This window comes from Blautia intestinihominis (assembly GCF_040096655.1).
GTDB lineage: Bacteria > Bacillota > Clostridia > Lachnospirales > Lachnospiraceae > Blautia_A > Blautia_A intestinihominis.
This window is the reverse complement of record NZ_JBBMEI010000002.1, coordinates 52,541-76,131: the sequence shown is the minus strand read 5'-3', so window position 1 is coordinate 76,131 and position 23,591 is coordinate 52,541. Positions and strand designations below refer to the sequence as shown.

Annotated in this window: 19 protein-coding genes and 1 riboswitch; of the genes, 17 read left to right on the top strand and 2 right to left on the bottom strand. The window is 45.6% G+C overall.

Going from position 1 to position 23,591, the window contains the following annotated elements; translation table 11 throughout:
* Positions 1-21: 21 nt before the first annotated feature.
* A complete protein-coding gene (locus WMO75_RS01345; RefSeq protein ID WP_022214032.1) occupies positions 22-1,086 on the bottom strand; it encodes an ABC transporter substrate-binding protein in 1,065 nt (354 codons plus the stop codon).
* Positions 1,087-1,449: 363 nt separating this feature from the next.
* Between WMO75_RS01345 and WMO75_RS01340 the strand changes: the two genes are divergently transcribed.
* From WMO75_RS01340 to WMO75_RS01275, 14 genes are all read left to right on the top strand, one after another.
* Positions 1,450-2,607: a BMP family ABC transporter substrate-binding protein gene (locus WMO75_RS01340; RefSeq protein WP_417192302.1), complete on the top strand. Its 1,158-nt coding sequence runs from the start codon at positions 1,450-1,452 to the stop codon at positions 2,605-2,607.
* A gap of 78 nt (positions 2,608-2,685) precedes the next feature.
* Positions 2,686-4,224 (top strand): ABC transporter ATP-binding protein, encoded by a 1,539-nt coding sequence (locus tag WMO75_RS01335; RefSeq protein WP_022214030.1) that lies wholly within the window; start codon positions 2,686-2,688, stop codon positions 4,222-4,224.
* Positions 4,217-5,296: an ABC transporter permease gene (locus tag WMO75_RS01330; RefSeq protein ID WP_291581165.1), complete on the top strand. Its 1,080-nt coding sequence runs from the start codon at positions 4,217-4,219 to the stop codon at positions 5,294-5,296. The genes WMO75_RS01335 and WMO75_RS01330 overlap by 8 nt, the downstream gene beginning before the upstream one ends.
* 12 nt (positions 5,297-5,308) lie before the next feature.
* The gene (locus WMO75_RS01325) at positions 5,309-6,289 is read left to right on the top strand and encodes an ABC transporter permease (protein ID WP_022214028.1); all 981 of its coding nucleotides are present in this window, start codon (positions 5,309-5,311) and stop codon (positions 6,287-6,289) included.
* Between the two features lie 127 nt (positions 6,290-6,416).
* A riboswitch (FMN riboswitch) is annotated at positions 6,417-6,573 on the top strand.
* Between the two features lie 150 nt (positions 6,574-6,723).
* Positions 6,724-7,359 (top strand): ECF transporter S component, encoded by a 636-nt coding sequence (locus tag WMO75_RS01320; protein WP_118698479.1) that lies wholly within the window; start codon positions 6,724-6,726, stop codon positions 7,357-7,359.
* Between the two features lie 76 nt (positions 7,360-7,435).
* Positions 7,436-8,041, top strand: coding sequence for an NUDIX hydrolase (locus tag WMO75_RS01315; protein ID WP_022214026.1), 606 nt, complete (start codon positions 7,436-7,438; stop codon positions 8,039-8,041).
* Positions 8,042-8,270: 229 nt separating this feature from the next.
* Positions 8,271-10,439 (top strand): PTS sugar transporter subunit IIABC, encoded by a 2,169-nt coding sequence (locus WMO75_RS01310; RefSeq protein ID WP_118698480.1) that lies wholly within the window; start codon positions 8,271-8,273, stop codon positions 10,437-10,439.
* Positions 10,440-10,466: 27 nt separating this feature from the next.
* On the top strand, positions 10,467-11,303 hold the full coding sequence (locus WMO75_RS01305) for a PRD domain-containing protein (protein WP_118698481.1): 837 nt from the start codon (positions 10,467-10,469) through the stop codon (positions 11,301-11,303).
* A gap of 45 nt (positions 11,304-11,348) precedes the next feature.
* A complete protein-coding gene (locus WMO75_RS01300; RefSeq protein ID WP_022214023.1) occupies positions 11,349-11,606 on the top strand; it encodes an HPr family phosphocarrier protein in 258 nt (85 codons plus the stop codon).
* Positions 11,607-11,666: 60 nt separating this feature from the next.
* Complete coding sequence (gene ptsP / locus WMO75_RS01295; RefSeq protein WP_118698482.1) at positions 11,667-13,298, top strand: phosphoenolpyruvate--protein phosphotransferase; 1,632 nt, start codon at positions 11,667-11,669, stop codon at positions 13,296-13,298.
* Positions 13,299-13,525: 227 nt separating this feature from the next.
* Entirely contained in the window at positions 13,526-13,969 is a 444-nt protein-coding gene (locus WMO75_RS01290) for a Fur family transcriptional regulator (RefSeq protein ID WP_118251832.1), read from the top strand.
* A gap of 35 nt (positions 13,970-14,004) precedes the next feature.
* On the top strand, positions 14,005-15,000 hold the full coding sequence (locus WMO75_RS01285) for a metal ABC transporter substrate-binding protein (protein ID WP_118698483.1): 996 nt from the start codon (positions 14,005-14,007) through the stop codon (positions 14,998-15,000).
* Positions 15,001-15,071: 71 nt separating this feature from the next.
* A complete protein-coding gene (locus WMO75_RS01280) occupies positions 15,072-15,779 on the top strand; it encodes a metal ABC transporter ATP-binding protein (RefSeq protein ID WP_022214019.1) in 708 nt (235 codons plus the stop codon).
* A 1-nt stretch (position 15,780) separates the two neighbouring features.
* Positions 15,781-16,617 (top strand): metal ABC transporter permease, encoded by an 837-nt coding sequence (locus WMO75_RS01275; RefSeq protein ID WP_118251829.1) that lies wholly within the window; start codon positions 15,781-15,783, stop codon positions 16,615-16,617.
* A gap of 103 nt (positions 16,618-16,720) precedes the next feature.
* On the opposite strand, the gene WMO75_RS01270 is transcribed toward WMO75_RS01275, so the two are convergent.
* Complete coding sequence (locus tag WMO75_RS01270) at positions 16,721-17,242, bottom strand: hypothetical protein (protein ID WP_022214017.1); 522 nt, start codon at positions 17,240-17,242, stop codon at positions 16,721-16,723.
* A 261-nt stretch (positions 17,243-17,503) separates the two neighbouring features.
* Here WMO75_RS01270 and WMO75_RS01265 point away from each other — a divergent pair, with 261 nt between their 5' ends.
* From WMO75_RS01265 to WMO75_RS01255, 3 genes are all read left to right on the top strand, one after another.
* The gene (locus tag WMO75_RS01265) at positions 17,504-20,662 is read left to right on the top strand and encodes a response regulator (protein ID WP_349077496.1); all 3,159 of its coding nucleotides are present in this window, start codon (positions 17,504-17,506) and stop codon (positions 20,660-20,662) included.
* 67 nt (positions 20,663-20,729) lie between these two features.
* Positions 20,730-21,278, top strand: a complete 549-nt coding sequence (locus WMO75_RS01260; RefSeq protein WP_118251827.1) for a DUF362 domain-containing protein — start codon at positions 20,730-20,732, stop codon at positions 21,276-21,278.
* Between the two features lie 182 nt (positions 21,279-21,460).
* Positions 21,461-23,584, top strand: coding sequence for an ATP-binding protein (locus WMO75_RS01255; RefSeq protein ID WP_349077495.1), 2,124 nt, complete (start codon positions 21,461-21,463; stop codon positions 23,582-23,584).
* The last annotated feature ends 7 nt before the right edge of the window (positions 23,585-23,591 follow it).

Below are 23,591 nucleotides of genomic sequence, written 5' to 3'. Positions count from 1 at the left end.
ATTTTAGATTAATTGTCAGAATTATTCAGCTTCTTCAGCAGTATCTTCCTCTGCTGTGTCGTCTGCTGCTTCTGCATCAGCATCCTCGGATGTTTCTTCTTCGTCTGCTGCATCGTCAGCACCGATTGCCACATAGTCATCCGGAACTGTGATTCCAAGTTCGTCACAGATCTCCGGGTTGTATTCTTTGGTGAACTGTGGAGCATATTCGATTGGCATTGTGGAAATGTCTTCTCCGTCAACGAGAACTTTGAGTGCCATTTTACCTGTAGCAACACCAAGGTCATAGTAGCTGATGGAAAGAGTAGCAACACCGCATCCCTGGCAGATACCTTCTTCACCGGCGATTACCGGAACTTTCTCCGGAAGGCAGATGTTGTTGATGATCTCTGTGTTGGAAGCAACTGTGTTATCTGTTGGTACGTAGATCACATCGCTTTCTGTAGCAGCTGTAGTAGCTACGGAAGAAAGGTCGTTGGAATCTGAGAATGCGTAGTAAGTGCAGGTGTATCCTAATTTTTCAAGGGCATCCTTTACTGTATCTACCTGGTACTGGGAGTTTGCTTCTGCGGAGCAGTAAACAAGTCCGACGTTCTTTGCATCCGGGAACAGTTCGTTGAGCATTGCTGCCTGCTGATCCAGTGGAGCAAGGTCAGATGTACCGGAAATGTTGGTTCCAACAGTTCCGTCGAAATCGTCAAGGTCAAGTGCAACACCATATTCGGTAACTGCAGTACCAAGGATCGGGATATCTGCTGTACCAGCTGAAGCTGCCTGAAGTGCAGGAGTTGCGTTTGCAAGAATCAGGTCTACACCGTCAGAAACGAAGTCTGTGATGATAGTAGAACAGGTATTGGAATCACCCTGTGCGTTCTGCTCATCAAATGTAACTTTGTCGCCAAGTTCTTCTGTGATGGCATCCTTGAATCCCTGTGTTGCTGCGTCAAGTGCCTCATGCTGTACAAGCTGGCAAATACCGATGTTGTAAGTTTTATCATCTGCATTATCTGCTGCGAATACGCTGACACCGCCCATGCCAACTACCATTGTTGCAGAAAGAACACCTGCTAAAATCTGCTTTTTCATATTTTAAGTCCTCCTGTTTTGTTGATTCACACTTGAATCGAATTAACTTTTTAAAGTATAACGCTTTAACGCGAAAAAGTCAAGGAGAAATGCTGAGACTTCGGACAAAACTGCCAAAGATTTCCTATTTAAGATTATGCGAAATAAAATACAAAAAAAATTAGGGTGTCAAATAAATAATGCGTTTTTGTTCGAATTTATTGACAATTTGCAGATCGGAATGTATAGTAAAAGCACTTGCAAAGAGGCGTAACAGAAAGTGTTGTGCCTCTTTTGTTCGGTGAACTGTAGGTAGAGGAGTAAAAAGAGAAAATGGAGGAAAGAAGAATGAAAAAAGCATTGGCAATCGGACTTGCAGCAGCAATGGCAGTTTCTATGACAGCACCTGTATATGCAAGTGATGACAGCGAAAGTGGCGCAGGAATCGCAAAGGAAGACATCAAGATTGGTGCGATCTATATCGGAGATGAGAACGAAGGCTATACAGCAGCTCATATGGCTGGTATCGACGAAATGGTAGAGAACCTTGGACTGGATGATTCACAGGTCATCGAGAAAACTCTGATCGGTGAAGACGAAGGATGCTACGATGCAGCAGCAGACCTTGCAGACCAGGGATGTCAGATCATCTTTGCAAACAGCTTTGGACATGAAACTTATATCCTTGAAGCAGCAGGGGAATATCCGGACGTTCAGTTCTGTCATGCAACAGGAACTCAGGCAGCATCAAGCGGACTTTCCAACATGCACAACTACTTCACAAATATTTATGAAGCACGTTATGTATCCGGTGTAGTAGCAGGTCTGAAACTGAATCAGATGATCGAGGACGGCACTATTACAGAGGATAACTGCAAAATGGGTTATGTAGGTGCATTCCCGTACGCAGAGGTTATTTCCGGATACACTTCCTTCTACCTTGGAGCTAAGAGCGTATGCCCGTCCGTAACAATGGAAGTTAAATACACAAACAGCTGGGCAAGCTTCGACCTTGAGAAAGAATGTGCAGATGCCCTGATCTCTGACGGATGTGTTCTGATCAGCCAGCATGCAGATACAACAGGTGCTCCTACAGCATGTGAAGCAGCAGGCGTTCCTTGCGTTGGATACAACATTGATATGACATCCGTTGCTCCTAACACAGCACTTACATCCGCATCCATGGACTGGGGTGTATATTACACATATGCAGTACAGTGCATGCTTGATGGCACAGCAATCGATACTGACTGGTGCAAAGGCTTCTCCGATGGTGCAGACAAGATCACACCACTCAACGAGAACGTTGTAGCAGAAGGAACAGATGAGAAAGTAAAAGAAGTAGAAGACGCACTTGCAGACGGATCTCTTCATGTATTTGATACCTCTACATTCACAGTAGATGGCAAAGAACTTACTACCTATAAGAAAGACGGCAGCGACACAGAATACGTTTCTGACGGATACTTCCATGAATCCGAATATGGTTCTGCACCGGCATTCGATGTAGCGATCGACGGAATCACTTCTATTACAGAATAAGAATTGAAACAGGCAGGGCTGCTCGTCAGCAGCTCTGCTTTTTTCTTGTCTATAGACAGAAAAAAGGAGGGAATGACAGTGGGAGAAACTTATGCACTTGAACTTAAGGATATTTCCAAGCGTTTTGGATCCGTCCAGGCGAATGACCATGTAAATCTCACGCTGAGAAAATCAGAGATTCTTGCGATCCTGGGTGAAAACGGAAGCGGCAAGACAACTCTCATGAATATGATCTACGGAATTTATTATCCGGATGAAGGACATATTTTTGTAAATGGCAAGGAGGTAACAATCTGTTCGCCGAAGGATTCCTACGAACTTGGAATCGGTATGGTACATCAGCATTTCAAACTGGTAGATGTACTGACAGCAGCCGAAAATATCGTCCTGGGTCTGCCGGGCAAGGCAAGACTCAATATGAAAAAGATCACAGAGGATATCCAGAAACTGGTCAACAAGTACGGATTTGACCTGGATCTTTCAAAGAAAATCTACGAAATGTCCGTTTCCGAGAAACAGACCGTCGAAATCGTAAAGATGCTTTATCGTGGTGCCAGGATCCTGATACTGGATGAGCCGACAGCCGTGCTGACACCGCAGGAAGCCGACCGATTATTTGATATCCTTCGTAACATGAGAGATGACGGATGTGCGATCATCATTATCACGCATAAACTGCAGGAGGTTCTTGCACTGTCTGACCGCGTGGCGATCCTCCGTAAAGGCCAGTATATTGACACTGTGGAAACTGCCCAGGCAAATGTGCAGAGCCTTTCTGAAATGATGGTTGGCGCAAGAGTTGACCTGAATATCGAGCGTCCGAAGCCGGAGAATATAAAGCCGCGCCTGGTCATTGAAGGCGTAAACTGTAAGGACAAAGACGATGTCAAAACTCTGGATGATGTAGATCTGACAGTAAACACAGGTGAGATCCTTGGTATTGCCGGTATTTCCGGAAGCGGCCAGAAGGAACTTCTGGAGGCGATCGCCGGTCTGCAGGATGTAGAAAGTGGTTCCATCCGACTTCTGGATGACAATGGAAGCGGAATGGAACTTTCCGGAATGGATTCCATTTCTATCAATGAAGCAGGAATCAGTCTTGCTTTCGTTCCTGAGGACCGTATCGGTATGGGACTCGTCGGAGACATGGATATGACCGATAATATGATGCTTAGAAGCTACCGCAACGGCAAAAGTCCTTTCCTCGACCGTAAAGGTCCGAGAGCCCTTGCACAGAAGATCAAAGATCAGCTTGAAGTCATGACACCGAGTATTTCCGCTCCGGTCCGCCAGATGTCCGGTGGAAATGTCCAGAAAGTTCTGGTTGGACGTGAGATCGCACAGAACCCGAAAGTTCTCCTTGTCGCTTTCCCGACACGAGGCGTGGATATCAACACTTCTCATGTTATCTATCAGCTTCTGAACGAACAGAAGAAAAAAGGCGTTGCAGTTGTCTGCGTCATTGAGGATCTGGACGTTGTACTGGAACTCTGTGACCGTATCGCAGTTCTCTGTGGCGGCAGGATCAGCGGAGTGGTTGACGGAAGAACAGCGACCAAAGAAGGAATCGGTCTTCTCATGACGAAGCACGAAAAAGGAGGGGCTGTCAATGAATAAAGAACCTTTCTTACAGGTAAGTAAACGAAGAAACAAAGCCGGATGGCAGGAAAGACTTCTGATCCGTTTTATCGCACTGATCCTTGCACTGATCGTGTGTGGTGCAGTGATCGTGGCACTTGTCAAAATGAATCCGGTAGATGTATACAAGGCAATCTGGGATGGAGCCATGGGCTCCGAGCGCCGTATCTGGCAGACGATCCGTGATATGATGATCCTTCTGTGTATCGCGATCGGTCTTGCACCGGCATTCAAGATGAAATTCTGGAACATCGGTGCAGAAGGCCAGATCCTGATCGGTGGAGCATGCTCTGCAGCAGTAATGATCTATGCAGGGGACAAAATGTCACCGATTCTGCTTCTGATCGTAATGTTTATTGCAAGTGCCATTGGCGGCATGATCTGGGGAATGATCCCGGCAGTATTCAAGGCATACTGGAATACCAATGAGACACTGTTCACACTGATGCTGAACTACGTTGCGATGCAGGTCGTTACCTACTGCATTGTTTTCTGGGAAAATCCAAAAGGATCCAATACAGTCGGTATCATCAATCAGGCAACACAGGCAGGATGGCTGCCAGAACTCTTTGGACAGAAATATGGATGGAATGTGCTGATCGTCCTGATCCTGACAGTCGGTATGTTCATCTACCTGAAATACTGCAAACAGGGTTATGAGATCGCTGTAGTCGGTGAGAGTGAAAATACCGCCAGATATGCAGGTATCCATGTAAAGAAAGTCATCATCCGTACCATGGCAATTTCCGGTGCGATCTGCGGTATTGCAGGATTTGTAATTGTCAGCGGCGCGAGCCATACGATCTCTACTGCGACAGCAGGTGGCCGCGGATTTACAGCGATCATCGTTGCGTGGCTTTCCAAATTCAATACCTTTATTATGGTAGCTGTTTCTTTTGGTATCGTATTCATGGATCAGGGTGCTGTTCAGATTGCGACACAGTATGGACTGAACGAGAATGCATCTGATGTAATCCTTGGAATCATTCTGTTTTTCCTGATCGGAGCAGAATTTTTTATCAATTACAGAGTAAAGCGTGCAAAGAAATAGGAGGAAGATGCAATGAGTGTACTGACCATTTTTATTCAAAAAGCAATTGTCCAGGGCATCTGTATTCTGTATGGTGCGCTTGGAGAGATCATGACGGAAAAATCCGGTAACCTGAACCTTGGTATCCCGGGAATCATGTACATGGGAGGTATCGCCGGACTGATGGGAGCCTTCCTTTATGAAAAAGACAATCCGAACCCGAATGCTTTTGTCGGAGTTCTGATATCGTTTGTATGTGCATTTGCATGTGCAATGATCGGTGGACTGATCTACAGTATCCTGACGATCACACTTCGTGTAAACCAGAACGTAACAGGTCTTGCCCTTACCATCTTTGGTACTGGATTTGGTAACTTCTTTGGTGGTTCCATCTCCAAACTTGCCGGTGGTGTCGGACAGATTTCTGTTAAGGTAACAGGAAGTGCCTATACGGCAAAAATCCCTGGCTTATCCAAGATCCCTGTAATTGGACCGATCTTATTTAACTACGGATTTATGACTTATCTCTGTGTGATCGCAGCGATCGCACTGTCATTCTTCTTATTTAAAACGAGAATGGGACTGAACCTCCGTGCGATCGGTGAGAACCCGGGAACTGCAGATGCAGCCGGTATCAACGTTATCAAATACAAATATCTGTCAACCTGTATCGGTGCAGGCCTGGCAGGACTTGGCGGGCTGTATTTCGTAATGGAATACTCCGGTGGAACCTGGACAGATAACGGCTTTGGTGACCGTGGATGGCTTGCAGTCGCACTGGTTATCTTTGCACTGTGGAAACCGCTCAATGCGATCTGGGGAGCATTCCTCTTTGGGGCACTTTACATCCTGTACCTGTATATTCCGGGACTCGGAAGAAGCATGCAGGAAGTATTCAAGGCTCTTCCATATGTCGTAACCATCATCGTTCTGGTATTCACAAGCTTCCGAAAGAAGAAAGAACATCAGCCGCCGGCTGCACTGGGACTTCCGTATTTCCGCGAAGAACGATAAGAATATAGTATTAAATTCATAGAGACACTGATATATTTTTGAAAATGTTTTTCAAAATTGTCAGTGTCTTTATTATTTTCTATTGCATTGTAAGAAAGTTGGTTGTATAATATCTCTCAGATAAAAGAAAATTCTTCGGGGCAGGGTGACTGATTTACAGAAGATCGGAATTCCCTACCGGCGGTATAGTCCGCGACCCGCGTAATGCGGCTGATCTGGTGACTGGCTTACAGAGAGTCAGAATTCCGGAACCGACAGTAAAGTCTGGATGAGAGAAGAACACGAATAATTCATACGTGCTCAGTACCCCGGGAAGATGATTCCGGGGATTTTTTATGCTGCAAAACCGATTTCTTTTTACAAATAAGAGTCGTTTGCCACAGCATAGCGTAGAATTTTCTTTTAAAAAAAGATAATTCAAAGGAGAGAGAAGTATGAGTGAACAGGTTTTAAGAAATGGAAATGTAATGCAGAGGAGCCGTACCCGGACGATCACACAGGTTGCGATGCTGGGAGCCCTTGCAGGTATCCTGATGAATTTTGAATTTCCAATTCCGTTCCTGGCGCCGTCTTTCTATCAGCTGGATTTCTCAGAAATCCCGGTACTGGTAGGAGCTTTTGCGATGGGACCGGTAGCAGGTATTTTTATCGAGCTTGTCAAGATTCTGGTGCATCTGGTAACAATGGGAACTGTAACAGCAGGTGTTGGTGATTTTGCAAACTTCCTTTTTGGATGTACATTTATAGTACCGGCAGGACTGATCTACAGACTCCACAATGTAAAGAGCCGTAAGCATGCAGTTATGGGAATGGCAGCAGGTACAGTACTGACAACAGCAGCAGCCTGCCTGATGAATGCATTTGTTCTTCTTCCGGCATATGGTAAAGCATTTGGTATGCCAATCGAAGCTTTCATCGAAATGGGAGCAGCAGTAAATCATTCCGTAAACAGTCTTCTTGGTTTCGTTGCACTGATCATTGTTCCATTTAACTTATTCAAATATATCCTGATGTCAGTGATCGTGTTCTTTATTTACAAACGAATCCGCGTAGTTCTCAAGGGCGACTGATTCATTCACACCGGAGAACACACAGTATAATATTGCACGGTAGATTCGTGCAGGAAAGAAGGTTCTCTATAATAATATGGGAAAAATTCATGATGTACAAAAACTTACAGACAACCGTTTCGTCAATCTCTACCATGTAGATGCGACCAGCGTACATAATACACCGGTATCTTATTACGTGGCATCCAGAGCAAAGGACATTCCATCCCTCAAGATGAAGACCGGACGCAATGATCCGGACGGAGTGATCATTTACAGTGTTTACGGCGAGAAGAAGGATAAGGTTGTTCTGATCCGCCAGTACCGCTATGCGCTGGGCGGTTACATCTATGAATTCCCGGCAGGGCTTGTAGAGCCGAACGAGGACTTTCACGAGGGCGCTGTCCGCGAGATGCACGAGGAGACCGGACTGAAACTCGAACCGCTCAAAGTAGACCCGGCTTATGAGAAGCCATACTTTACCACGATCGGCATGACAGACGAATCCTGTGCAACCGTTTATGGCTATGCCAGCGGCGAGATCAGCAAGGCAGCCCAGGAGGACACTGAGGAGATCGAAGTCGTCCTCGCAGACCGCGACGAGGTCAGAAGGATCCTTAAGGAAGAAAATGTTGCCATCATGTGTGCTTACATGCTGATGCATTTTCTGAAGGACGAGGAGCCTTTCGCCTTCCTCAGATAAAATTAAAAAATAATAAAAAGAGTAGCTTGACAAAGCGTTTATGACCATGTTATATTTTGATTGGTTGTAGTGTGTAACTCGATTTAGGAGGCATTAACTATACATAACAAGGAGTGTTTATGTGTATTAGTGCCTTTTTTTTGTATAAAAACTTACATAATACGCATACTCGCTTCTTAACAATAAATTTAGGGATGTGCCAAAGGCACAGGAAAAAGGAGTATGTGAAATGAAGGACAAGATTTTTAGTGTTCTGCAGCGAGTGGGACGAAGCTTTATGCTCCCGATCGCAATCCTTCCGGTAGCCGGTCTTCTTCTCGGAATCGGAAGCTCATTTACCAATGCAACCACGATCGAAACGTATCACCTGACAAGTATTCTCGGTGAGGGAACGATTCTGAACGCCCTCCTGATGATCATGAACAAGGTAGGAAGTGCAGTATTTGATAACCTCCCCTTGATCTTTGCTGTAGGTGTTGCAATCGGTATGGCAAAAAAAGAAAAAGAAGTATCCGCTTTATCAGCAGTTATCGCGTATTTCGTAATGAACACAGCGATCAACGCAATGCTGACCATTACAGGACAGATCCTTGACAACGGCGAGATCGCTGAGTCTGTACTGGAAGGAACCATCACTTCTGTATGTGGTATCCAGTCCCTGCAGATGGGTGTGTTTGGAGGTATTATCGTAGGACTTGGTGTGGCGGCACTCCACAATAAGTTTTACAGAATCCAGCTTCCGAGTGCACTGTCATTCTTCGGAGGCACGAGATTTGTACCGATCATTTCCACAATTGTATATATGTTTGTGGGAATTCTTCTTTACTTTGTATGGCCGGTTGTCCAGAACGGAATTTACGCACTGGGCGGACTGGTAACAGGTTCCGGATATGTAGGAACCCTGATCTTCGGACTTATTAAGAGAGCTCTGATCCCGTTTGGTCTGCATCACGTATTCTACATGCCTTTCTGGCAGACAGCCGTAGGCGGTACGATGGAAGTTGCCGGACAGATGGTTCAGGGCGGACAGAATATTTTCTTTGCACAGCTTGCTGATTCTGCAAATATTGCACATTTCAGCGCAGATGCAACCAGATATTTCTCTGGTGAGTTTATCTTTATGATTTTTGGTCTTCCGGGAGCAGCACTGGCTATGTATCAGTGTGCAAAACCTGAGAAGAAAAAAGCTGCCGGCGGTCTTCTTCTTTCCGCGGCACTTGCATGTATGGCAACAGGTATCACCGAGCCTCTGGAATTCTCCTTCCTGTTTGTTGCTCCGGCACTGTTTGCAGTACAGGTAGTTCTTGCCGGAACAGCATACATGATCGCGCATATGCTGAACATTGCGGTAGGACTTACATTCTCAGGCGGACTGCTCGACTTCTTCCTGTTTGGTATCCTTCAGGGAAATGCCAAGACAAGCTGGATGAGAGTAATCCCGGTTGGTATTATTTATTTCTTCTTATATTATTTTATTTTCAAATTCATGATCAAGAAGTTCAACTTCAAGACTCCTGGTCGTGAAGATGATGACACAGAAACAAAACTTTACACAAAGGCCGATGTAAATGCCCGCAGAGAAGCAGGACAGGCAGGAGCAGCAGCTTCTGAAGACGCTGTCAGCGAAGCGATCACAAGAGGTCTTGGCGGTAAGAAAAATATCAGTGATGTCGACTGCTGTGCAACCAGACTTCGTTGTACAGTCAAAGATGCTTCCAGAGTAAACGACGGAATCCTCAAGGCAACAGGAGCATCAGGCGTGGTACACAAAGGACAGGGCGTTCAGGTCATCTATGGGCCAAACGTAACAGTAATTAAGTCAAACCTTGAAGACTATCTGGAAACTGCACCGGATACTTATGCGGAAGCAGAAACTACAGAGAGCGTTCAGGAAACAGCAGACAAGACACAGGAAGCAAAAGAACAGAAGGTCGTAGAGAGAATCGTGATCTCCAGCCCGATCACAGGACTGGCAGCAGATCTTGCTACTGCACCGGACGAAGCTTTTGCTCAGAAAATGATGGGCGATGGTGCCGTTGTAACACCGGAAGATCCGTTTGTACGAGCTCCGGAAGACGGCGAAGTTGCATTTGTTTTTGACACAAAACATGCCATTGGATTCGTGACAGACTCAGGAATCAGTCTGCTGATCCATGTGGGAATCGATACTGTAAAACTGAACGGCGAGGGATTTGAAGCACTGGTAGAAAGCGGTCAGACAGTCAAGAAGGGTGATCCGATGCTCAAGCTGGATCTGGAATACCTGAAAGCGAATGCACCTTCTATCACATCACCGGTTCTTTGTACAGAACTGGAGGATAATCAGAGAATCCATCTGCTGCAGGAGGGTCAGATCAAAGCCGGAGAACCGCTCTTTGAGATCGAGGTTCTTCAGTAAGAACGACCCTGGATGGGGAAGAGACGGATGAAGTACAGGATAGCAAAATTATTAAATCACAATTCTTTTATCGGACTTGAAGGAAATTCAAATCAGGAATGCCTGATCATGGGCAAGGGAGTTGCTTTTGGCAAGAAAGTGGGACAGACGATCGAAGTGCCACAGGATACCAGAGTCTACTCACTCAAAGAACTGACAGAGCGCGGGGATGCCAGAGAGATCATTAATTCAGTTTCTCCGGTATGTCTGGAACTTGCGAATGAAGTGCTCAGAGAAGCAGAGAAGGAATTCGGCAAGGTTGACCGTTCGATCCTTTTTCCGATGGCAGATCATCTTGATTTTGCGATCCGGCGTATCCAGAAGGGAGAGCAGATCAGCAATCCTCTCACGGAAGACATCCGTATCCTGTTTTACAAGGAATACAAGGTGGCTGGCTGTATAGCACCTCTTCTGAAGCAAAAACTTCAGATAGAGCTTGATGAACATGAGACGGGTTATATCGCCCTTCATGTTCACTCAGCCATTGTAGATGAAAAGGTTTCACAGTCCATGGAGATCGCCCGGACTGTCCGGGAATGTATTTCTCTTGTTGAGAAAGAAACAGGCAATTCCATCGATGTGATGTCACTGGCATATAACCGTCTGATGAACCATGTACGTTACATGGTGGCAAGAACGATTCACGGTGAGAAACTCAAGATGAATCTGAACGAATATATGTCCGTAAAGTTCCCGGAGGCATTTGATGCAGCCGAGAGGATCTGTCATGAGATGGAGAAGCGTCTGGGACTGCCGATGCCGGATATCGAGATCGGCTACCTGGCAATGCATCTGGAGCGCATGCTGGACAGTGAGACCGAATAAAAATGTTTATTAATAAAAATATATAAAGAAGAGGAGAAAAACAACATGAAAACATTCGAGTACACAATCAAAGACGAACTGGGAATCCACGCAAGACCGGCAGGACTTCTTGTAAAAGAAGCAAAGAAGTATGAGTCCGAGTGCACAATCACAAAAGACGGCAAAACAAAGAAACTTACACAGCTTATGATGCTGATGTCCCTCGGTGTAAAACAGGGCGAAACTGTAACTGTAACAGCTGAAGGTGCTGACGAAGACGCTGCAATTGCAGGCCTCAAAGAATTCTTCGAAGCAAATCTGTAATCAGTCCGATCCAAAACCTGGAATGGGTGTAACATAACAGTAATGCAGGAGGAAGTAAGGATGCAGTGTTTTCAGGGAAAATCTGTTTATAAAGGAATAGCTATGGGACCGATCGTGGTTCTCAAGAAAGATGATTATCAGGTCAAAAGAACCAGGATCGAAGACCCGGAAGCAGAAGTGAAGCGTGTGGATGCTGCACTGGAGAAATCCAAAGAGCAGCTCCAGAAATTATATGACAAGGCAGTCAAAGAAGTTGGTGAGGCCAGCGCAGCCATTTTTGAAGTACATCAGATGATGCTTGAGGATGATGATTATCTGGAAGCGATCCAGAATACCATCTGCACAGAGCAGGTCAATGCAGAGTATGCCGTAGCAACAACCGGTGACAATTTTGCAGAGATGTTCGCATCTATGGATGACGATTACATGAAAGCGCGTTCCGCAGATATCAAGGATATCTCCGAGCGTCTTGTACGTAACTTAAGCGGACAGGAGGACACAGATTTAAGCTCTATCGATCCGTCTGTGATCGTAGCTGATGACTTAAGCCCAAGTGAAACTGTTCAGATGGACAAGGATAAGATCCTTGCATTTGTGACTGTTCATGGTTCTACCAACTCTCATACAGCGATCCTTGCCCGTATGATGAACATTCCGGCTCTGATCGGTGTTCCGATGGATCTTGATGAACTTAAGACCGGTATGACAGCAGTCGTAGATGGCTTCGAAGGAACCGTTACCTTTGATCCGGACGAGGAGATCAAAGCACAGACTGAGAAGAGAATGGAAGAAGAAGCAGAGAAACTCAAACTTCTTCAGGAATTAAAAGGCAAAGAAAACGTAACCTTAGATGGACACAAGATCAACATCTATGCGAACATCGGAAGTGTTGGTGACATCGGTTATGTCCTCGAGAATGATGCCGGCGGAATCGGTCTTTTCCGAAGCGAATTCCTTTATCTTGGAAGAAACGACTTCCCGACAGAGGAAGAGCAGTTCCAGGCTTACAAGCAGGCAGTACAGATGATGGCTGGCAAGAAAGTTATCATCCGTACCCTTGATATCGGTGCTGACAAACAGGTAGATTATTTCAACCTCGGAAACGAAGATAACCCGGCTCTGGGATATCGTGCGATCCGTATCTGCCTGACACAGCCGGATATCTTTAAGACACAGCTCCGTGCACTTCTCCGTGCCGCTGTTTATGGAAATCTTTCCATCATGTATCCGATGATCACTTCCACAGAGGAAGTAAAGAAGATCTATGAGATCGTAGCAGAAGTAGAAGCAGAGCTCAAAGAGCAGGAGATCCAGTATAAACTTCCTGAACAGGGAATCATGATCGAAACTCCTGCAGCAGCGATCATCAGCGACAAGCTTGCTGAGATGGTTGACTTCTTCAGTATCGGAACCAACGACCTGACCCAGTACACCCTTGCTCTTGACCGTCAGAATGCGAAACTGGATGACTTCTATAATCCTCATCACGAAGCAATCCTCCGCATGATCCAGATGGTCGTAGACAACGCACACAAATGCGGCAAATGGGCAGGAATCTGCGGCGAACTTGGTGCAGATGCAACCCTTACCGAGCAGTTTGTACGCATGGGCGTAGACGAGCTTTCCGTAGCTCCGTCCATGATCCTCAAACTTCGTAAGATCGTCCGCGAGATGAAAAAAGTGGAAGATTGATCAATAGTGTGGAAAAACAGACTCTCGTCTGACACGGCGAGGTGGATAACACCTCGCGTGCCGGGCGGGAGTTTTTTTGTTTGCGAAATAAGAAAAAATGAAAATGAAAACCGTTTTCATATTGACACATCATCAGAATGTGCTATAATATGAAAACGGTTTTCAATTTGTATAAAAATATCAGATATAGATTTGTTTGCCGGGCATTCCGGCGGAAGGAAGATATTATGGGAAGTAAAGCACCTTATCAGACAAAGCAGATGGCACAGCTTTTATCATATCTCAGGACCGTGGAGGGAACACATGTGACGGTCGCAGATGTCTGTCTGCATTTTAAAGAACAGGGAATTACGATCGGAACAACGACAGTTTACCGCAATCTGGAGAAGATGGTGGAACAGGGGCTGGTCGCCAAATACAATGTGGACGGGACGAGCAGTGCCTGTTTTGAATATCTCGGAGCAGAGGAACACTGTCACAAGACATCCTGTTTCCACTGCAAATGTGAGAAATGTGGAAAACTGATCCATCTTCACTGTGAGGATGTGGTTAAACTGGAACAGCATCTGATGGAGAGCCACGGATTCCAGATGGACCCGTGCAGGACAGTTTTTTACGGAATCTGCGAGGACTGCCGGAAATCCGAAGCAGTTCATATCAAAGGAAAATAAGCAGATAATAATTATAGAAGAAAAGGAGCAGACCAATGAAAAAATGGATCATGAGTTCGCTGGCGATCCTGCTGGGAATCTTAAGTATCAGCATTCCTCTGGCGGGAGTGCGTACAGCGGAAGCAGGAACAACAGAGGACTCAGGCAAAAAATTAAAGATCGTGACCACCATTTTTCCAGAATACGACTGGACACGGGCAGTTCTTGGAGACCGGGAGGCGGATGTCGACCTGACCATGCTTCTTGATAATGGAACAGACCTTCACAGTTTCCAGCCGGCAGTGAAGGATATCATGAAAGTATCAAGCTGCGACCTTCTGATCTACGTGGGTGGCGAGTCCGACCAGTGGATCGAGGATGCTCTGGAATCGGCTCAGAATAAGGATATGAAGACAATCAATCTGATGGAAGTTCTCGGCGATACCATCAAGGAAGAAGAAAACGTTGAGGGCATGCAGGAAAGTGGCCATGGACATGAAGACGAGGATGAGAAGGAATACGATGAGCATGTCTGGACATCCCTCCGAAATGCGTCAGTGATCTGTGGCATCATCGCGGAGACACTTGAAGAGATGGACCCTGAAAATAAAGATGTCTATGCATCCAACGCAGCGGCTTATCAGGAAAAACTTTCTAATCTGGATACAGAATACCAGAATACAGTGGACAGCGCGAAACAGAACACACTTCTCTTTGCAGACCGCTTTGCATTCCGCTATCTGGTGGATGATTACGGACTGAATTATTATGCAGCCTTTTCCGGCTGTTCCGCGGAGTCTGAGGCAAGTTTCAAGACAGTGACATTCCTTGCCGAAAAGCTGGATGAACTGGGACTTAAAACCGTGCTGACCATCGAGAAATCAGATGACCGGATCGCGCAGACCGTGATCGAAAACACCAAAACGAAAGACCAGAAGATACTGGAACTGAACTCCATGCAGTCGATCACATCCGATGAGATCGCTGACGGTGTGACGTATCTTTCCGTGATAGAAGATAACCTGGATGTTCTGAAGGAAGCACTGAACTGATAATAATTGCAGGCGGTGGACAGAAGCCATCTGCCTGATACGACAAACTGTCCATGACAGGAGGGACAACAATGGCACAGCTTACATGCAAAAATCTTACACTTGGATACGATAACCGGGCGATCCAGGAAGATCTGAATTTCTCCATCGACGCAGGTGATTACCTCTGCATCGTAGGAGAAAACGGTTCCGGTAAATCTACATTGATGAAAACACTTCTCCATCTGCAGCCGCCGATCAGCGGCACGATCGAACTGGGAGACGGACTTAAGAAAAACGAGATCGGATATCTCCCACAGCAGACCCTGGTGCAGAGGGATTTTCCGGCATCAGTGCGGGAGATCGTCCTGTCCGGATGCCAGAGCCGCTGCGGACTGCGACCATTTTATAACAAAGAAGAAAAGCGTGTTGCGCAGAAAGCAATGGAAAAAATGATGATCCAGGATCTTGCCGATCATTGCTACAGAGAGCTTTCCGGCGGGCAGCAGCAGAGAGTCCTTCTCGCAAGAGCACTCTGTGCAGCACAGAAGATCCTTCTTCTCGATGAGCCGGTCTCCGGTCTGGATCCACGAGTGACCGCAGAGATGTATCAGCTTATCAAGGATCTGAATAAGAAAGATGGAATTACGATCATTATGATCTCGCACGACATTGCGGCGGCAGTAAAATATGCAACACATATCCTGCATATCGGAGAGCACTGCTTCTTCGGTACCAAGAAACAATATCTCGAAAGCAGTCTGGGCAAAGCATTCACCGGACAGGAAGGGGAGGAATAAGATGTTTGAGACACTTCATATGTATTTTCAGTATCCGTTCGTGCGCTACGCACTGATCGTAGGTGTACTGATCGCACTGTGCTCCTCCCTTCTGGGCGTGACACTGGTATTGAAGAGATTTTCTTTCATCGGTGACGGACTTTCCCATGTGGCATTTGGTGCCATGGCAATTGCGTCCGTACTGAACATCACCAACAATATGCTGTTCATCCTTCCGGTGACTGTGATCTGTGCGATCCTGCTTCTTCGTGCAGGACAGAACACAAGGATCAAGGGAGATGCGGCGATCGCGATGATCTCCGTCGGCGCGCTGGCGATCGGTTATCTTCTGATGAATCTTTTTTCTACAAGTCCGAATATTTCAGGGGATGTGTGCAGTACGCTGTTTGGCTCCACTTCCATCCTGACCCTGACAAAAGGCGAGGTATGGCTGTGCGCGATCCTCTCTATCGTAGTTGTGGCGATTTTTATCTTATTTTATAACAAGATCTTTGCAGTGACATTCGACGAAAACTTCGCAAAAGCGACCGGAACCAGGGCGAATGCCTATAATCTTCTGATCGCGGTTGTGATCGCAGTGATCATTGTTCTGGCAATGAATCTGGTTGGATCACTTTTGATCTCAGCACTGGTGATCTTCCCGGCACTTTCTGCGATGAGATTATTCAAATCTTTCCGCTCTGTGACGATCAGTGCGGCGGTGATGTCTGTGATCAGTGCAACTGCCGGAATCCTGATTTCAATTTTGGCAGGAACGCCGGTCGGATCTACGATCGTGGCAGTGGATATTGCAGTATTTCTGGTCTCTTATGGGATCGGAAGGATCACAGGAAGATAAATTGTTTATAGTAACAAAATATCTCAGTCAGAGCCGGAGCTCCAACTGAGATATGGATGAACAGATATGGAATCATTGATAGCGGAATGCTTGCAGAGATCAATCAGATTTCTACGAGGATTCCGTGTTCTTTATCATAACGGCAGTATTTGCCATGCTCAGAGATAAACGGCTGATAGGTATCTGTACGTGTGTCCTTGACATAAACAACACCAGTCGCGATCATCTGCACGAGAGAAAATCTCTTGCTGAGGCTTGAAATCCACGCATAAGTCTTGTTATCACCGGAATCAGCAGCGAGAAGGCTGTAACCGCCTTCACATGGTTTCAGAGAGAAGTAGATCTTCTCTGGTTTGGTACTCTCGGTGAAGACCTGGCTGGTTATGTAAGAGGAGAAATTTTTCTTTACAAATGCCTGGAAAGAATGCAGTGTATAAACCTCTCCACTGACTTCATCCGTAATTCTGTCCCCGCGCTCCAAACGGTTCTTGATCAGTGTCAGGACCTCGATTGTCCAGTTGATAAAAGAAATACTGCTGTAGCTCATGCTTTCCTGAAGCTGATCGATCAGTTTCTTTGACAAAACATTTGATTTCGTCGCCTCGTTAAAAAGTTCTTCGTTCATAAAATACACCCTCCGTCATAGTTTTTACGTTCCAATTGATATTTTTTATTATAAATTGATATTGTGCAAAAAGCAATGAAAAACCATTAAAATAGAATGAAAATTATGTAAAACTCACATATCATGAATTGTACAAAATGCAACACACCACGGGATCTGGGGAAACTCAGGTCCCATTTTTGTTGCCAAAAAGCAGGGAATCGGATAGAATAATAACAAATACTAAAAAATGTTTTGGATGTTTAACAGGACGGATATTTAATGAAAGAAACAGAGAAAAAACAGACGCATTTTTTGCGTATTGCAATGATGGTCCTTACGACGATACTGATCGTATTATTTTTTATGATCATGTCTATGGTGGGCAAGATCCAGGGAACGGCCCGTGTCATTAACTATGCGGGACTGGTGCGCGGCGGCACGCAGCGTATGGTCAAGCTGGAGATTTCCGGGGAGCCGCAGGATAAGATGTATGAGACGATCTCGTCCTATATTGAAGGACTGCGCTATGGAAGTGACAAGTTAAATTTTGTGCGTCTTGCGGATAAGAATTTTCAGAACAATATGGACGAGCTTGCACAGTGTTTTGAAGAAGAACTCAGAAGTGAACTTCTCCTTGTCAGGGAAAAAGGTTACGAGAACACCGATATTATTTCGAAGAGCGAGCATTTTTTCCAGATTTGTGACGAGGCGGTCAGCTACGCGGAAGTTTATTCCCAGAAAAAAGCCACAGCCCTGGATAAACTGGAAAAAGTAGTTTTGGCGGATATCCTGGGCCTGGTTCTGATCATCGGAACAGAACTTGTCAAGGCAGTCCGTTTTGCCGCACAGAACAGGATCCTTCAGAAAAAAGTCTACCTCGATGAAGCAACCGGGCTTCCGAATAAGAATAAATGTGAGGAGATCCTTAATGCTCCAGATCCGATCCCGGCAGATGAACTGGTTGCGATGTGCGTATTTGACCTGAATAATCTGCGAACGATCAACAATAATCTTGGTCATGACAAAGGTGACGAATACATCCGTTCTTTTGCAATACAGCTTCGCGAGGCTGTCCCGGAGGAATTTTTTGCAGGGCGTGACGGCGGTGATGAGTTTATAGCTGTCCTTAAGGGACTTGACCACAATGGTGTTCGGGAATGTCTTCAGAATATCAGGGATCATGCGGCAGAATACTCCCGCAAAAATCCGGAAATGCCGATCAGTTATGCGGCAGGTTACGCATTGTCGAGTGATTTCGACGGCTGTACTATGAGAGACCTGTTCCGTTTTGCGGACAAAAACATGTACATTGACAAGAATAGGGCAAAGATGGAAGAAGCGGCAGCGAAGCAGAAGATGAATATTCAGATCCTTGAGAACATCTCTGCACAGGGCTATGAATTTTCGAGCTGCATGTACTGTGATGCTTTGCTGGATCAGTATTATGTGCTGAGATCCAGTTCGAAATTTTTCCTTGCAGATGACGGAAGTTACTCCGGTGCCGTTGAGCAGATCATACAGGAACTTTCTACAGAGGAGAACAGGAAAGATCTCCGTCTTCAGCTTCAGATCGAATACCTGAGCGAGCATCTGACAAAAGATTCCGGGAAATTTGAGCTTCCATATCAGTATCAGTACGGCGAAAATGTGTACCGTGGCAGAATGACGCTTCTGTATCTCAACGGGACAGAGGATGGACGACTGCATCATTTTATCCTGGGATTTGAGACTTTCCAGAACCGAAATGAGAACGAGGCGAACGAAAAACACCGGCTGGCACGTTATTACGAGCAGCTTCGGCAGTCGATCGTGGAGAATGGAAACTACGCGGAGGCACTTTTGCAGACAGCACATTCTGTCTATACAGTAGACCTGACGAATGACAGGCTGGAGAGTGCTTTTTATCATACGAAATCAAAAAAAATTACTTTTGAGGTTCAGACACCATGTTCTTACGATGATTATTGCAGCGAGCGCAGAGCCTATATAACAGAAGACACCATGGAAAATTACCGTATCGTGGATTCTTCTTCCAAGCTTCTTCAGCGATTTGAGACGGGTTCCAGGCAGGTAACAGTGGAATACCGCGAAAAGAGTGATGATAACGCTCTTGTCTGGCTCCAGAAAACCGTTCTGATGTCCAGAGACACCGTATATGACTCAAAGACCAACAAAGAAAGTACAGTAGTTCATGGCATCATTCTGTTCAAAAACACTTCAGAATTCCATGAAAAAGAAGTAAAAGAAAACGAACGTCTCAAGATCGCGATCGAGGAGGCTGATTCCGAAAATCGTGCCAAGACAGAATTTATGAACCGCATGAGCCACGATATCCGCACGCCGATCAACGGAATCATGGGAATGCTCGACATTATCCACAAAAACCGTCAGGATGAGACAAAGGTCGATGACAGTCTCGACAAGATCCAGCTTTCAACAAGACATCTTCTGGAACTGGTAAATGATGTTCTGGATATGAGCAAACTGGAAGCAGGCAGACTTGATATCAAAGAAGAACCGTTTGACCTTGCTGAACTGATGAATGAGGTGGCAGCACTGATGGATTCACAGGTCATGCAGACGGGACTTGTCCACAGAAAGCACAGAGGAACTATCAGGCATACTGCATTGTATGGAAGTTCTCTGCAGCTTCGCCGGATCATGCTGAATCTTATGAGTAATTCCGTCAAGTATAACAAGCCAAACGGAACGATCGACACATATGCGACAGAAATTTCGGACGATGGAGAGACAGCTCTTTATGAGTTCCGTATCGTAGATTCCGGCATAGGAATGAGCCGGGAATTTATAGAGAATGAGCTGTTCAAGCCTTTTACCCAGGAAGAAAACGATGCCCGGACGCAGTACCGTGGAACCGGTCTCGGAATGTCTATCGTAAAAGCACTGATCGACCGGCTTGGCGGTACGATCAAGGTTGAGAGCACTCTTGGCGAGGGAACGGATATCACATATCAGCTTCTATTCAAAATTGATAAGAATGCTTCAGAACAAAGCGAGTCACAGAACTGTGCGGGGGCAAAAAATCTCGAAGGTATGAAGATCCTGCTGGTCGAGGACAACGAGATCAATATGGAGATCGCAGAATTTTATCTCACAGAACTTGGTGCGAAGATTGACAAGGCATGGAATGGAAAAGAAGCTCTTGAGAAGTTTGAAGCTTCGGAACCACATGGCTACGATGTTATTCTCATGGATATCATGATGCCGGTCATGGACGGGATCGAGGCAGTCAAGGCAATCCGCGGGCTGGACCGCGAAGATGCAGGAACGATTCCAATTTTCGCCATGACAGCACAGGCTTCCTCGGAAAATGTCCGCAAATGTCTGAATGCAGGAATGGACGGACATATCCCGAAACCAATAGAAGCCTCAAAACTGGGAAGCACAATTCTGAAGGTGAAAGTACACCGAAATTAACTTTTTTGCAGAAAGATATTGACCTCAACCTGATTTCAGGGTCTATAATAAAATTATTTATGATTCCATGCTTGTCCTGACACATTTCAAAGGACATACCATGGGTGGTTTCGGCGGATCCAACAAGAACATTGGTATCGGCTGTGCAGACGGACGTATCGGCAAAGGAATGATCCACACCGTAGAAGGTTCCTCTAATATGTGGAGCATTGCAGAGGAAGAACTGATGGAGCGCATCACAGAATCTTCCAAAGCAACGGTAGATCATTTCGGTAAACAGATCGCATACATCAACTGTCTGAGAAACATGTCTGTTTCCTGTGACTGCGAAGGTGTCGGAGCAGAACCGGTCGTTACACCGAACATCGGAATTCTTGCATCCACAGATATCCTTGCAATCGACCAGGCGTCTGTCGACCTGGTATTTGCACTTGGAGAGGATGACCGCAAAGCACTGGTAGAGAGAATCACAACCCGCCATGGGCTTCGCCAGCTTACCTACATGAAAGAAATGGGCATGGGAAATGACCGCTATCACCTGATCGACATCGACAATGATGATGCTGAGATCACACTGGCAGATGCCGTCAAAGACGTTGTTCCGTTCGAAGGATGATCTTTCAAAAAAGATAACTCAAATAGCAGATGATACAAAAACTGACCCGTCGGATTTCCTGGCGAGTCAGTTTTTTTGCATATATATCGAAGAGCCTTTCACTGATTAGTATTTGCTGGCGTGTTTGCCAGAAAGAACTGGATTTATACGCCGGATTCCATTATAATAAAAAGCAGCGAAGAATGAATCTGCGTGAGAATGTTTTTACTTACTCAGAAATTTACGAAAATGATGAGAAGAAAGATATGCAAACAAAGAAAGATACCAAAATAATGAGAGTCCGGGCGCTCCTTGTTTTCTGTATTACTTTTTTAATTACCATTGGCTGTATCTATCTGGTGAATCTGAATCAGGAAAAGAGAGAGAAACTTAAGGCATCCTATACTGCCGAGACGACTGTCGGCAAGGTAGAAGCACAGTTAAATAAATACCTGTCAGAGTCAGAACTCATGAAGAAGCTCATAGAAGAGAAGCATGAGATCACGGACGAAGAGTTCTCAGAACTGTCTCAACTGATGCAGGATGAGAACTACGTGATATCAGCGCATGAGCTTGCAAAGGATGGCGCAGTTTCACAGGTATACCCTCTTGAGGGAAATGAACAGGCAATCGGTCTGGACATACTCAGAGATTCCGAGCGAAAAGTAGCAGCCAACCTTGCGAAAGACAGTGGAGAATACACGATCGCAGGACCATTTGATCTGGTACAGGGAGGAGTCGGAGCACTTCTTTTTGATCCGATTTACACAGCGGATGAATCGGGAAAAGAGCAGTTCTGGGGATTTTCTATTCTGGTCATCGACTGGAATAAATTTATCCAGGAAACAGAACTGAACAAACTTGAGAATGCAGGATACCATTACCAGATCTGGAAGAAAGACATAGATACCGGGAAGAAAGTTGTCATTGCGGAAAGTGACAATGAAACACTGAAAAATTCAATGGAAGTTGCCTGCTCTGTACCAAACGATACCTGGTATTTTGATATTGTACCGGAGAACGGATGGATCAGCAATATCCAGAAGGCACTGACAATACTGATCGCAGTAGCAATTGCGATATTGCTGGCAGAGGGATATATGCAGTTTCAGATGCGACGTTATCGTGAATATATTCATGAGAAAGAACTGGAGAAAGCTGCCGAAGAAGCCAGAATCGCGAATGAAGCAAAGACATGTTTCCTCTTTAATATGAGCCACGATATCCGTACACCGATGAATGCGATCATCGGTTTCTCAGACCTTCTGGAGAAACATGCGGATGATCGTGAGAAGGTTGTGGAGTATATTGGCAAGATCAAGTCATCGAGTTCATTTTTACTTTCATTGATCAATTATGTGCTTGAGATGGCACGGATCGAAAGTGGTGAAGCGGAGCTGAAACCGGAAGTAGGATGTTTTAAGGATCTTGTGAATTCTCTCCAGGCGGTTTTTGAGCCGGAACTCCATAAGAAAAATCTTAAGTACACCTGTATACTGAATTCAGAACATCCGTATGTGATCTGTGACAGGACCAAAGTAAGAGAGATCCTGCTTAATATCGTAAGCAATTCGATCAAGTACACACCGGATGGCGGCAGTATTGTAGTTGATATTTTAGAATTCCACTATTCAAAAGAGGGACACACTTCATTCAGGATCGTAGTTGCCGATACCGGAATTGGAATGAGTGAGGAGTATCTGCCTCATATTTTTGAGGAATTTACGAGAGAAAGAACGACTACAGAGAGTCATGTGACCGGTACAGGTCTTGGACTTCCGATTGTCAAAGCACTGGTTGACCTGATGGGCGGAACTATCAATGTTTCGAGTAAAGCCGGAAAGGGGACCAAGACAACCATCGTCCTGTCTTTTCCGACAGCGACAGAAGAGCAGATCCAGTCCAGGAAGGAAGAACAATCCGGTCAGATATTCCGGAATTTCAAAGGCAAACGTATCCTGCTGGCAGAGGATAATGAACTGAACGCAGAGATTGCGATGGAACTTCTCGGAGAAAGCGGTCTTGAGACAGAACACGTAACAGACGGTGTTAAATGTGTGGAAACCCTGAAGGCGAAACCGGAGGATTACTATGACCTGATCCTCATGGATATTCAGATGCCGCACATGGATGGTTACGAGGCAACCAAAATAATCCGTGCACTTAACGGTCCGAGAAGCCGCATCCCGATCATAGCCATGACCGCCAATGCCTTCGAAGAAGACCGCCAGAGGGCTTTCGAAGCAGGTATGGACGGACATATTGCGAAGCCGATCAGTATAAATGTACTTTTCGCGACGCTGGACGAGGTGCTGGGAAAATTATAATTTCAAA